The following is a 13,171-nucleotide window of genomic DNA, read 5'->3' on the forward strand; positions in this document are numbered from 1 at the left end:
TCCTCGCAATGACGGTGGGCTCCTTACGACAGCCGCATATCCAGCAGCCGCCGCCCTTCGCCCTTCAGCAGCTTCTTCACGGCGCTCGACGCCACGACCTCGCCGTCATTGGCATAGGCTTCGTGGTTCTTCTCGATGTCGTCGAGGCGGTAGAGGTAGTTGACCATGATGCCGGCGGACTCGCGTAGTCCCTTGGGCGAGAGGTCGCCGAGCCAGTTGATGCGCTCCAGCCGCGCGCCGTTGCCGAGATGGAAGCGGGCGACGGAATCGATCAGCCGGCCCTTCGGCGTGCGCGCCTTGAGGAAATAATGCGCCGCGAGCGGCTCCAGCACGGCGCGCAGCAGCGCCGCCGTCTCGGGGCTCTCGAACCATCTGGGATCGTCGAGGCGCTTGAGCGTTTCGCGATCCTCGTCCGAGAGCGGCAGGTCCTTGTCCTGCTTCACCCAGGCCATGAAGCCGGGCACCGGCGACAGCGTCACGAAGCTGTCGAGCTTGGGCAGCTCGCGGCGCAGCTCTTCCACCACCTGCTTGATCAGGAAGCTGCCGAAGGAGATGCCGCCCAGGCCGCGCTGGGTGTTGGAGATCGAATAGAACACGGCGGTGCGTGCCTTCTCGATGGGAAGGTGCTGGCGATCGACGGCCAGCAGCGGCGCGATCGCGCCGGGGATCGTCTCGGTCAGCGCCACCTCGACGAAGATCAGCGGCTCGTCCACCATCGCCGGATGGAAGAAGGCGTAGCAGCGGCGGTCGACCGGATCGATGCGGCGGCGCAAATCGTCCCAGTCGGAGATCTCGTGCACGGCTTCGTACCGGATGATCTTTTCGAGGATGTTGGCCGGGGTCGACCAGTCGATCCTGCGCAGCACGAGAAACCCCCTGTTGAACCACGAAGAGAGAAGATGCGAGACGTCGCGGTCGAGCGCGGCGAGATCGGCGTGCCCGTTCATCATGCCGAGCAGATCGGCGCGCATGTTGACGAGATCGCCGGTGCCGCCGGGCGCGCGGTTCAGGCGGCGGATCAGCTCCTGCCGCCGCGGCTCGGAGGCGAAGTGCAGCGCGCTTGCGTCCTCGTCGCTGGGCGCGGCGCGCCATGTCTCGATCGCCTTGGACAGCCGCTCCCGGTCGGGGCCGAAATCGCGCACCAATCCGTCGAAGAAGGCGCGGCGTCCGGCCGCATCGAGCTCGCGGTAGACGTCGAGCACCTCCCGCGCCATCGCCGTGCCCGAGGCTTCGCCCCGGCCCGATAGCAGCGCATCGCAGAGCTCGAGCAATCCATCGGCATCACGTTTGGTATCGGCGGCGTCCCCCCGGCGAAGCAACGTGCGGCCGCGCTCGGAGATGGTGGCAAGCAGGTCGGAGAAGAAGGCGTTGGCCATCTGGGCTTTCGGATCAGGTCTGTGCGATGCGGCAAGCTTACACGGGATTTGGGCGCAAGCCGATCACAATCAATTAGGGGAATGCGGCATCTTTCGTTGGGCCGTGCGTTTGGAGAATGGCGGCATGTCGGGCGGAGGGGGCAGCGGCAGTGGCATTTGGAGAACGCGGCGCCTGCCTCACACACCGTCATTGCGAGCGCAGCGAAGCAATCCAGACTGCCTCTGAGGAGGGATTCTGGATTGCTTCGTCGCAAGGGCTCCTCGCAATGACGAGAGTTGGCGCTACCCCTTGCCCGCAAACTCCGTTGGCGTCCGCCCCGTCACCTGGCGGAACGCGGCCGAGAACGCCGGCCCGCTGGCATAGCCGAGCTGGGTCGCGAGCTGCTTCACCGACACGCTCGGATCCGTCGAGATCCGCTCGATCGCCGCCGCAATCCTCGCGCGCTGGCACCAGCTCTTGAAGCTCAGCTGCGTCTCGCTCGAGAACAGCCGCGACAGCGTCCGCCCCGAGGTTCCGACCTCGCGCGCCAGCGTGTCGATGTCGTAGAGGCCGGTGGGGTCGTCCAGCACGATCAGCGCAGCGCGGCGGCAGCGCGCTTCCCGCGGCAGCGGCACGAAGGTCGCGGAATCCTCGGCCTGGTGCAATTCCAGCATCACCAGGCGGACCAGCAGCTCGGTGCGCTCCTCGGTGCTGCGCCCATCGAACAGCGCGAGGATGGCCTGATTGAGCAGCGGCGACACCCGCACCACGAACTCCCGGGTCAATCCCTCATAGCGCTTCTCGCGCTTGAGCCAGGCCAGGTCGAAATACAGAGTCCGCATCTCGATGTCGGCGAGCAGGTCGATGGCGTGCTCGAGGCCGGCGGGCACCCACACCGCGCGGTCCGGCGGCACCAGCCAGCGTCCCCCTGGCGTCGTCACCTGCATCGTGCCTTTCGCCGCGTAGATCAGCTGGGCCTCGCGGTGCATGTGCAGATCGATCCGCATCCCCTTGGGATAATCGCGAGCGACCAGATGCACGCCCGCGGGCGCGCGGTGGTTGCTCCGGACCTCCCGCAGGATCGGCTTTTCCAAGCTTGGCGTTTCCAAGATTGGCCTTTTCAAGACAGTCATTGGCGGCATCCCGTCATGGGGACGACATATAACTCATTTCGGAGCAGGAGAGGATTCGGGAAATGAACAGCCCCAGCCGGGTCATCGGTTTCGTCAACGCCGGCCATTTCATCGACCATTATGCGATGCTGATCTTCGCCGCCGCTGTCATCATCATGGGCCCGGCGCTCGGCATGGCCTATGCGGAACTGTTGCCTTACGCGACGCCGGGCTTCGTTGCCTTCGGCGCCGGCTCGCTGCTCACCGGCTGGCTGGGCGACCGCTGGAGCCGCCGCCACATGATGCTGATCTTCTTCGTCGGCATCGGCCTCTCCATGATCGCGGTCGGCTTCGCGCAGACGCCGATGCAACTCGGCGCCGCGTTGCTCGCGATCGGCATCTTCGCCTCGATCTATCACCCCGTCGGCACCGCCATGATCGTGTCCTATGCCGACCGGCTCGGCCGCGAGATGGGCATCAACGGCGTCTGGGGCAATCTGGGCGTGGCCTCGTCGGCCCTGGTCACCGGCGTGATCGGCCAATATCTCGGCTGGCGTTTCGCCTTCATCGTTCCCGGCGTGGTCACGGTGCTGATCGGCATCGCTTTTGCGATGCTGGTCGTGCACGAGGACCGCAAGGGCTCGAGGCAGGCGGCGGCGCAGGCGCGGGTGGCCAAGCAGGACATGTGGCGCGTGATCCTGGCGCTGCTGATCGTGGTGATCGCGATCTCAACGACCTTCAACGCCGTCACCGTCGCGCTGCCAAAACTGTTCGCCGAGCGCCTTGCCGATCTCACCAAAAGCCCGGCGCTGCTCGGCGTCATCGCGGCCGGCGTCTACGTGTTCGGCGCGATGACGCAGTACACGATCGGCCGGCTGCTCGACCGCTATTCGCTGAAGACGGTGGCGCTGCCGCTGTCCTTCATGCTGGCGCCGTTCCTGTACCTCGCCGCCAGCCTGGACAATCTGCCGCTGATTCTGGTCTCGATCGGCATCGTCATGGGCGCGTTCGGGCAGGTCACTGTCAACGATGCCATGGTCGGCAAATACACCACGGAAGAATGGCGCTCGCGCGCCTATGCCGTGCGCTATTTCGTCGGCTTCACCGCCGCCGGCGCCTCCGTCGGCCTGGTCGCCTGGCTCTACGAGCAGGGCGGCTTCGTCACCATGCTGCACGCCTTTGCCGCCCTCTGCCTGCTCGCCATCGCCGCCGCGCTGATCCTGCCCCGCGAGATCCGCACGCCGCAGGCGGCGTGAGCCGAACTCTCTCCACCGTCATTGCGAGGAGCCCTTGCGACGAAGCAATCCAGAGTCCCTCCGCGGAGACGGTCTGGATTGCTTCGCTGCGCTCGCAATGACGGGGGGAGAGCACGTCGCTCTTGCCGCCCATCATGCCATTCTGCCCCTGTTTTGCCCGACGGAGCAAGTCGCTTCGGCAAGACCGAAATTTTCTCCAGCTTTTTCAACCCCATCCTACTGTGCATGGGGTTGTTTTCGCGTTTTTGTTTCGAGCGGAGGAAACGAGGCTAAGGCTTCACCTCCGCCGCCTTCACCGTCTTCTTGCTCGCCCGCCAGTTCTCGAAGCGCTGCACCACGACGAAGAACGCGGGCACGAACAGCACCGCGAGGCAGGTCGAGGCCAGCATCCCTGAGAACACCGTGATGCCGATCGACTTGCGGGCGCTGGCGCCGGCGCCGGTGGCGAGCACCAGCGGCACCACGCCGAGGATGAAGGCGAACGAGGTCATCAGGATCGGGCGGAAGCGGGCGCGCGCCGCCTCGATCGCGGACTCCAGGATCGGCTTGCCGTCGCGGCCGTGCAGCTCGAGCCCGACCTCGACGATCAGGATCGCGTTCTTGGCCGACAGCGCGATCAGGAGGATCAGGCCGATCTGGCAATAGAGGTTGTTGTCGATCTTGAGCGCGGAGAGGATCAGCATCGGTCCGAGCAGCGACAGCGGCACCGCGAGGATCACCGAGATCGGCGCGTACCAGCTCTCGTACTGGCCGGCCAGCACGAGATAGACCAGCAGCATGGCGAGCCCGAACACCCAGTAGATCTGGTTCGAGACCGCCTTCTCCTGGTAGGACATCGCGGTCCATTCATAGCCGGTGCCCGGCGGCAGCGTCTTGTCCGCGATCTCCTCCATCAGCTTCAAGGACTGCCCGGAGGAATAGCCCTGCGCCGGCAGGCCGATCACGGTCGAGGACGGATAGAGGTTGTAGAGGCTGATCAGCGACGGCCCCGTCGCCGGCGTGATCTTGGCGACGGTGCCGATCGGGATCATGTCGCCATTCGAGTTGCGCACCTGCATGTTGGCGATGTCGCGCTCGGTGACGCGGAAGGCGGGATCGGCCTGGGTGTAGACCTGGAACACGCGGCCGAACTTGTTGAACTGGTTGACATAGGACGAGCCGAGATAGGTCGACAGCGCCGAGAACACCTGGTCGGTGGTGACGTGCAGCGTCTGGGTCTTGATCCGGTCGATCTCGACGTTGAATTGCGGCACCGAGGAGCGGAACGAGGATTGCACGCGCTGCAGCGCGCTCTGGCTCTGGGCGTTACTGACCATCGCGCCGGTGATGGCCTGCAGCTTGGCGAAATCGCTGTTGCCGTCGCGCAGCTCGACCTGCATCGAGAAGCCGGCGGCGTTGCCGATGCCCTGGATCGGCGGCGGCGGCAGCACGATGGTGCGGGCCTCCATGATATCGGCGAGCTTGTCGTTGAGGCCATAGACCAGCGAGCGCAGATCCTCGCCGGGCCCTTTGCGCGCGTCCCAGTCCTTCAGGATGATGTAGGCGACGCCGGCATTGGCGAGGCTGGCGCTGTTGTCGAGCGCGGAGATGCCGGCGATGGTGATGACCTGCGCCACGCCGGGCGTGTCCTTGATCAGCCCGCTCGCTCTGTCGAGCACGGCCTGCGTCCGCTCCAGCGCGGCGCCGTCGGGCAGCTGCACGGCGGCGATCAGATAGCCCTGGTCCTCGATCGGCAGGAAGCCGGTCGGCACGCGCGACAGGCCGTAGCCGCTGGCACCGATGACCAATAGCGCGAACGCGACCGAGATGGTGGCGTGCTTCACCAGAAACGTGATCAGCCGCGTGTAGCCGCGCTCGACGCGGTTGTAGACCGCGTTGAAACCGCGATAGAAGAAATTGCGTTGCTCCGGCGGCACCGCCGGCCGCAGCCACAGCGCGCATTGCGTGGGCTTCAAGGTCGCCGCGTTGATGGCGGAGAGCAGCGCGGTCGCGGCGATCACCAGCGCGAATTGCGAGTAGATGCGCCCCGTCAGTCCGGCGAGGAACGAAGCCGGCAGGAACACCGAGATCAGCACCAGCGTGATGCCGACGATCGGCGCGAACAGCTGGTCCATCGCGCGGATCGCGGCGTCGTGGCCGTTCATGCCCTGCTCGATGTTGTGGGCGGCGCCTTCGACCACGACGATGGCGTCGTCGACCACGATGCCGATCGCGAGCACGATTGCGAACAGCGTCGACATGTTGATGGTGAAGCCGAGTGCCGCCATCGCCGCGAACGCGCCGATGATGGTGACGGGCACGGTCGTCGCCGGCACCAGCATCGCGCGCCAGTCCTGCAGGAAGACGAGGATCACGACCAGCACCAGGAGGCCGGCCTCGATCAGAGTCATGTAGACCTCGTGCACCGAGGCTTCGACGAACTTGGTGGTGTCGAACGGCGTGTCGTACTTGATGCCTTCGGGGAAGCGCTTGGCGAGCTCGGCCATCTTCTTCTCGACGGCCTGCTCGACCTGGAGCGCATTGGCGCCGGGCGACTGGAACACGCCGATGCCGGTGGCAGGCTGCTTGTTGAGCGAGAAGATCTGGCTGTAGGTCTGCGCGCCGAGCTCGACCCAGCCGACGTCGCGCACCCGCGTGACGTCGCCGCTCGATCCCGTCTTGACGATTATGTTCTCGAACTGGCCGGCATCGTCGAGCCGTCCGTTGACGTTGAGCGTGTACTGGAACGCCTGTCCCGGCGGCGTCGGCGGTGCGCCGACCTGGCCGGCGGAGACCTGCTGGCTCTGCTGCTGGATCGCGTTGATGACGTCCTGCGGCACCAGGCCGCGTACCTGCAGCTTGTTGGGATCGAGCCAGATCCGCATCGAATACTGGCCGGCGCCGAACACAGTGACGTTGCCGACGCCCGGCAGGCGCGAGAGCTCGTCGCGGATGTTGATGGTGGCGTAGTTGCTCAAATAGAGGCTGTCGTACCGCGCATCAGGCGAGGTCAGCGTCACGAACAACAGGATCGAGGTCGACCGCTTCTGCACGGTGACGCCCTGGTTCTGCACGGCTTGCGGCAATTGCGACAATGCGCTGGAGACGCGGTTCTGCACCAGCACCTGCGCGAAGTTGAGGTCGGTGCCGATCTTGAAGGTGACCGTCAACGTGTAGGTGCCGTCGGAGCCGCTGTAGGACTGCATGTACAGCATGTCCTCGACGCCGTTGACCTGCTGCTCGATCGGCAGCGCCACGGTGTCGATCACGGTCTTGGCGCTGGCGCCCGGATAGCGCGTGGTGACCTGCACGGTCGGCGGCACCACGTCAGGGTATTGCGCGATGGCGAGATTGAACAGCGCGACGCCGCCGATCAGGATCATCAGGAGCGCGATGACGTTGGAGAGGACCGGCCGCTCGATGAAGAACTTTGAGATCATGGCTGGCCGCCCCTACTTGCTCGAGGCCTGCGACTGCTCGATCTTCGTCATCTGCGGATCGATCTTCTGGCCCGGGATGACGCGCAACAGCCCCGCGGTCACGACGCGGTCCTCCGGCTTCAGGCCGCTTTCGATCACGCGCAGCCCGTTGTCGACCGGGCCGATCTGCACCTTGCGCTGCTCGACGACGTTGTCGCTGTTGACCACCAGCAGATAACGGCCGCCCTGGTCGCTCCCGAGCGCGGTGTCGGGAACGAGGAGCGCGCTCTTCTCCTGGTCGAAGGGCACGCGGACGCGGACGAAATAGCCGGGCAGCAGCACCCGCTTGTCGTTGGGGACGAGGCCGCGCACCGCCAGCGTGCCGGTCGATTGATTGAGGGTCGGCGAGACGTAGTCGAGCTTGCCCTCATGCGGATAGCCGGTCTCGGTCTGCAGCCCCACTTGAATCGGGAATTGCTTCATATCCGTGGGCGTCAGTCCGCGGCGGGCCGCCTCGGCGCGGATGCGCAGCACGTCCTGCTCGTTGACGGTGAAGTTCACATAGATCGGGTCCATCGCGACGATGGTGGCGAGCTGGGTCGGCGAGGAGACGCCGACCAGTTCGCCGACCGAGACCATGTGCGCGCTGACGACGCCGTCGAACGGCGCGGTCACCCTGGTGTAGCCGTAATTGACCTCCGCCAGCCTCGTATTGACCTGGGCCTGCTGGAGGTTGGCCTGAGCGTTGTCACGGGTCGATGTCGAGGTGTCGAGGGTGGACTGCGAGACCGCCTGGCGCTGCACGAGCTCGACCTGCCGCTTGTAATCGGCTTCGGTCTGCTTGACCGTGGCTTGCGCGCCGACCTCCGCGGCCTTCGCCTGCTCGACCTTGAGCTTGTAGGTCTCAGGCTCGATCGTGAACAGCTGGGTGCCCTGCTTGACGAACGTGCCGTCCTGATAGTCGATCGTTTGCAGAAAGCCCTGCACGCGCGCGACGAGATCGACGCTCTTGATCGGCGCCGTGTTGCCGGTGGCCTCGACGTAGCGCGTCACCGGGCGCTGCACCGGCGTCGCGACGTCCACCTTGGGCGGCGGCGGCGCCACGAACGTGTTCTTGTCCTCGCAGCCGGCGAGCATGATCACGGCGGTCGCGGCGGAAAGGACCTGCCCGATACGCGTCCACGCTTCTTTGCGTCGTGCGGGAGAGGTGGGATTCGCGCGCGTCATTCGGTGGTCCCCGATTGCTGTCGGTCGGTGCGGCAGGCTACCAACAAATGCGCGGCCGCGAAACACCATAGCCATGGCGGTCACAGGTCTTGCACTGCAAACGGCGGCGTGCCCTTTGGCAGATTTATTTACGACAAATCGCTTTTATCTGTCGGAACGATTCGCCGATCCGGACGGAGTAATGGTCCCGGCGGGTGCGGAGCGAAGCAATCCGGAATCGTTCCGCGGTGGAAGCCTGGATTGCCTCGTCGCAAGGGCTCCTCGCAATGACGGCGGAGGGGTGCAAGGGCGCGCCGCGCGCTCCGTCATTGCGAGCGAAGCGAAGCAATCCAGAGTCTGTCCGCGGGGGCACTCTGGGTCGCTTGCCCGCAAAGCCTTGGCGCGGCGTTCGACCGCCTCCTCAGCGGCCCCTGATCTCCGCGTATTTCGCCATCGCCTTCTCGAACTTGCGGTTGAACAGCCACATCGCAGCGAGGATCTCGCGGTAGCTTGCCGAGGTTTTCGCCCGGTCGGCCCGTCCGAAGGCAAAGATGCTGTTGTTGCGCAGGTGCTTCATGATCGTGGGGCTGGAAACCCCATAGTTCAGGAGATCGCCGGATTTGAGCGCCGACCGCGTCGGGGTGGGAACGATCTGGATCAGCTCGAACAGCTTCATCTGGTCGATCGGGTCGGGCAGCGTCTTCACGATTTTCGGGATCTCACGAAACAGATCGGCGTGCGCGTTCATCAGGCCGTTGCGCACATTGGTCCAGTGGTTGAAGCGGTGGTCGGTGCCGCGGGCGCGGGCCTCCTCCTTGTCGTCGCGCGCGCCGAGGTGCGGATCGATCGCGGCGATGTCGCTCTTGATGGCCTCCCATTTCTTGCGGCCGTTGCGGTCTTCGGAGGGGCCGGTCTGGAAGCTGCCCATATAGGTGTTCGAACGTGCATTGCGGACATTCTGCTTGCCGTTGGTCTCTGCAAAGAACAGCCCGAGGCTGATCCGCCCGGCAGCTTCGGCATGTTCGCCGGCGAGCCCCTTGGCGCGCGCAATCGCGACGGCAAGATCGACGACGTCCTTGAACGGCGTCGGCGAGCTCTGCGCGCCGGCCGGCGGCGCCTCCATGAGGTCGAACAGGCTGCCATATTCGTCGATCAGCGGCTCGATCTCGGCGTCGAAATAGGCTGGAGGAATCTCGAACTTGTTCGGCCGGCCGATCCGCGACGGCATGACGTCGGTGAGGTCCTTGTAGCTGCTGATGACACCGACCCGCGCGAGATAAAGCGCCTGTCCCGGCAGGTTCGGTAGCGGCTCCTTCGCCTCGATCTGGCGCCGCCGCTCGGCAAGGATGGATTTGAAATCGCCGAGCGCGCGCTCGTAAGCCGCGAGCGCCTCGGATTGCTGTGGCGTCGGCGCCGCCTTCTGCGCTAGCGTGGGCGCCGCGACGAAGAAGGCGACAGCCGCGAGGGCCGCGGCGGCAAGTCGTCTCGATCCCAACACCGATCCCATGACCGATCCTATGGCTGGTTCCCGTCGATTCGATGGCCAGCAAGATCGTAAACGTCAGGGGCGAGCCGCCGCAATTCTCCTCTCACGCCGCCCGGTAGTCCGGCGCTGTCGCCAGGAACTTGGCGTAGGCATCCGCATCCGGCGGCTGGAAGCGGCCCGCGAGTCCGCCGCGTTTCTGCTGCTTCGCGCCGATGTCGGCCATCAGCTCGTCGAAATGGCGGTAGTGATAGGGCGCGACGCACAGTCCGCCATAGACGCCCGCGGCCGGCCGCTCGACGCGCTTGAAGTGCAGCATCATCTCGATGTTGTCGCGCATCGCCTGCGCCGTCGGCTGTTTGGCGAGCTGGCCGTCGGCATAACGCACCAGCCAGTTGGCGGCGAGGTCGGCGCAGAGCACGGTGCAGAACGAGGAGTTGAAGCCGACGAAGCCGAGCTCCGGCAGATCAGGGTTGGCGATCAGGCGATAGAGCCGGTACTGCCCGTCGGCATCAACCAGCTTCTGCCTGTAAGCCTCGGGCAGGAACGGCACGCCGAGCTTGTAGCCGATCGCGAGCACCGCGACGTCGGCGCCCACGCGCTCGCCGCCGCTCATCACGATGCTGTCGCCCTCATAATGGTCGAACGTGCCGAACACCGCCTTGATGCGGCCGTCGGCGACCATCGGATAGAAGCCCGGCGTAGCGATCGGCACCGAGCAGTTGACGCCGTCCTCGATCCGCTCCTTCGGCACCATGTTGCAGCGGCCGAGCTTGAGCTGTGCCTTCAAGAGGCTCTCCAGCCCGCGCCAGTTGGCCCAGACCAGCGGCGCGGCCATGCGGTGCGCGAGCCGTCCCATCGCACCGATGCCCCAGCCCGGAAACATCTCCTCCTGCGCACGGATGTAGAGGATGCGCTTGAAGTTCACGAGACCGCCGATGAAATAGGGAATGCGCCAGACCGGCTCGCGCATCACGATCGTGACCTCGCGTGCACCCGACTTCACCGCGTTCACGGCGATGTCGGTTGCGGACTTCGAGCCGCCGAGCACGACGACGCGGCGTCCCTTCGCCAATGTCGGATCGCCGTATTTCGACGAGTGCAGGATCTGGCCGCCCTGCGCCAGAAAGCCGTCCTCGCCGGGGCAATGCAGCTCGCGCGGCTCGTTGAACTGCCCGGTGCAGACCGCGACGAAATCGAAATCCTCGTCCGTGGTCGTGCCGTTCTTGTCCTTCAAGGCGAGCGTCCATCCCGGCCTGCCGTCGGCACGGCGCGCCATGCCGGCGACCTCGGTGTTGAGCCGCAGCATGCGGTCGAGGCCGAAGCTCCTGGCGTAGTCGGCGAGATAGGCATGGACCTGCGGCCCGGTCGGCCATTCCGGATAGCCTTGCGGCATGGCGCGGTCGGTGTAGCGGTAGAGCTCTTTCGGGCTCTGGGTCTGCACCTCGGGGTAGGAGCGCGCCGGCTCCCAGACGCCGCCGAGATCCGAGCTGCGCTCGACGATGGTGACGCGGTGGCCTCGGGCGGAGAATGCTTTCGCGGCGGCAAGGCCGGAGACGCCGGCGCCGATCACGCAGACATGTTTTGGGCTGACCATGGGATTGCTCGATGTTTGGCGCAAGCGGCCGCGTTCGGCCGCAACGCGCGGCCGTCCGGACCTGCAAGCAAATGGAGGTGGAAGAAAGGCGACCGCCTAGTCGTTGGCCTCGGGCGGCAGGAAGTCGACCTCATGCAGTGCCGAGATGCGCACGACCTCGGCCGGATCGGTCAGATTGTGCAGCTGGTTGAACAGCGCCTCCAACTTCTGCATCGGCGAGACCCAGAACAGCGCCCGGCACGGCTTGTCGGACTTGTTGAAATATCCGTGAGGAATGCCGCGCGGCATGCGAACGAGGTCGCCGGCGTGGGCCTTGACCCATTGACCGTCGAGCTTGAGATCGAGCGTGCCCTCCTGCACCAGGATGAACTCGTCCTGGGTCGGATGGACGTGCACCGGCACGAACTGGCCGGGATCGCTGTTGGTCTCGAACGCGAAGGTGGAATCGGTGACGGCCTTGGGGAAATAGACCTGACCAAGGATGTTCCAGCTCTTGCCGCCATAGCCTGTGCCGTTCGCGGTAATGCCTTTTTCGAGTGCAGTCATGGCTTGCTCCTCATGGATTCCGGCAGGGACGGAGCATCGGCCGGGGATGGGCCGCCTGTCTATCCGCTAAACGAATCCGGATGAACCTATTGCCATGCAGCACGACGAATTTGCGAGCTACGGCCCTTTTCGCCCCCGCGGAACTATTATAGGCTTAAAGGAATTCCGGGCGCGAAGCATGGTCGACGATGTCCGCAGCCGAGCTGGAAATGAGCGCAACAGCCTCTGCAGCCGAACGGCTCGCGGCCTTCGCCCGCGTCACCACGGATGACGTCGACGAGGCGGCCGAAGAGATCGGGCGGATCTTCTGCCCGCATGATCTCAAGCCGACGCAGGCGCGGGCGGCTGGCTTCTCGGCCCGGCACAATTGCGCTGATTTCGACGGCTTTTCCATCAACTACGTCGCCTATGGCGGATCGGTCGGCATCGATCCGGGCTGCCTCGAGCGCTTCTTCCTGGTGCAGGTGCCGCTCGCTGGGAGCGCCCGCATTCGTGCCGGTCATCGCGAGCTCGATGCGGTCCCGGGACGGACGGCGTCGCTGCTGTCGCCGACGATTCCGACCCGGATGATGTGGCGCGATTGCGCGCAGGCGATCCTGCTGCTCGACCGCCGCATGGTCGAGCAGCGCGCCGCTTCCTTGTCGGGCAGGGCGGCAGGCAGGGTCGAGTTCGATCCGGTGATCGCGCTGGATGCGCCGTCCGGGCGCGCCCTGCAGACGAGGCTCACCGAACTGATGACGCTCGCCGAGCGTCTCGGACCATTAGGCCGGCTGTCGCCGGTCGCGATGGCCGATTGGCGCGAAGCGCTGCTCGATCATCTCCTCAACGGGCAGCGGCATGGCCTGTCGGATGCGATTGAAACGTTCTCGGGGCAGGCCGAGCGTTTGCCGCGCGCCCTCCGCGCCGCGCGCGATCACCTTGCCGACAATGCCGGCGAGCCGCTCGACCTCGCACAGCTCGCCTGCGCATCCGGCATCGGCATCCGCGCGCTGCAGCTCGGCTTCCGCCGTCACTTCGGCGTGTCGATCTCGCAGATGCTGCTCGACATGCGCCTCGCCGGCCTCAATGCGCGCCTCGCGCAGGCCGCACCCGATGCCTCCATCACCGAGATTGCCTTCGATCTCGGCTTCACCCATCTCGGCCGCATGGCCGGCGCCTATCGCGAAAAATTCGGCGAGACGCCATCGGCCACGCTGCGGCGAAGGATGAGCTAGCGC

9 protein-coding genes are annotated in these 13,171 nt (G+C 65.6%); 2 read left to right on the forward strand and 7 right to left on the reverse strand.

Annotated elements, in window-relative coordinates; genetic code table 11:
- Positions 1 to 23: 23 nt before the first annotated feature.
- Positions 24 to 1,376, reverse strand: a complete 1,353-nt coding sequence (locus tag BDOA9_RS13255; RefSeq protein WP_025034422.1) for a malonyl-CoA decarboxylase — start codon at positions 1,374 to 1,376, stop codon at positions 24 to 26.
- 282 nt (positions 1,377 to 1,658) lie between these two features.
- On the reverse strand, positions 1,659 to 2,498 hold the full coding sequence (locus BDOA9_RS13260; protein WP_025034423.1) for an AraC family transcriptional regulator: 840 nt from the start codon (positions 2,496 to 2,498) through the stop codon (positions 1,659 to 1,661).
- 53 nt (positions 2,499 to 2,551) lie between these two features.
- Here BDOA9_RS13260 and BDOA9_RS13265 point away from each other — a divergent pair, with 53 nt between their 5' ends.
- Positions 2,552 to 3,724, forward strand: a complete 1,173-nt coding sequence (locus tag BDOA9_RS13265; RefSeq protein WP_025034424.1) for an MFS transporter — start codon at positions 2,552 to 2,554, stop codon at positions 3,722 to 3,724.
- A gap of 269 nt (positions 3,725 to 3,993) precedes the next feature.
- Here the strand turns inward: BDOA9_RS13265 and BDOA9_RS13270 are convergent, their stop codons facing one another.
- The 5 genes from BDOA9_RS13270 to BDOA9_RS13290 form a co-directional block, all read right to left on the reverse strand.
- Positions 3,994 to 7,143, reverse strand: coding sequence for an efflux RND transporter permease subunit (locus BDOA9_RS13270; protein ID WP_025034425.1), 3,150 nt, complete (start codon positions 7,141 to 7,143; stop codon positions 3,994 to 3,996).
- A gap of 12 nt (positions 7,144 to 7,155) precedes the next feature.
- Complete coding sequence (locus BDOA9_RS13275; protein WP_025034426.1) at positions 7,156 to 8,349, reverse strand: efflux RND transporter periplasmic adaptor subunit; 1,194 nt, start codon at positions 8,347 to 8,349, stop codon at positions 7,156 to 7,158.
- A 400-nt stretch (positions 8,350 to 8,749) separates the two neighbouring features.
- Complete coding sequence (locus BDOA9_RS13280; protein ID WP_025034427.1) at positions 8,750 to 9,823, reverse strand: hypothetical protein; 1,074 nt, start codon at positions 9,821 to 9,823, stop codon at positions 8,750 to 8,752.
- Positions 9,824 to 9,917: 94 nt separating this feature from the next.
- Complete coding sequence (locus BDOA9_RS13285; protein WP_025034428.1) at positions 9,918 to 11,408, reverse strand: flavin-containing monooxygenase; 1,491 nt, start codon at positions 11,406 to 11,408, stop codon at positions 9,918 to 9,920.
- A 96-nt stretch (positions 11,409 to 11,504) separates the two neighbouring features.
- Positions 11,505 to 11,954: a cupin domain-containing protein gene (locus BDOA9_RS13290; protein WP_025034429.1), complete on the reverse strand. Its 450-nt coding sequence runs from the start codon at positions 11,952 to 11,954 to the stop codon at positions 11,505 to 11,507.
- Between the two features lie 188 nt (positions 11,955 to 12,142).
- Here BDOA9_RS13290 and BDOA9_RS13295 point away from each other — a divergent pair, with 188 nt between their 5' ends.
- The gene (locus BDOA9_RS13295; RefSeq protein WP_025034430.1) at positions 12,143 to 13,168 is read left to right on the forward strand and encodes an AraC family transcriptional regulator; all 1,026 of its coding nucleotides are present in this window, start codon (positions 12,143 to 12,145) and stop codon (positions 13,166 to 13,168) included.
- The last annotated feature ends 3 nt before the right edge of the window (positions 13,169 to 13,171 follow it).

The organism is Bradyrhizobium sp. DOA9, from assembly GCF_000617845.2.
Taxonomy (GTDB): Bacteria; Pseudomonadota; Alphaproteobacteria; order Rhizobiales; family Xanthobacteraceae; genus Bradyrhizobium.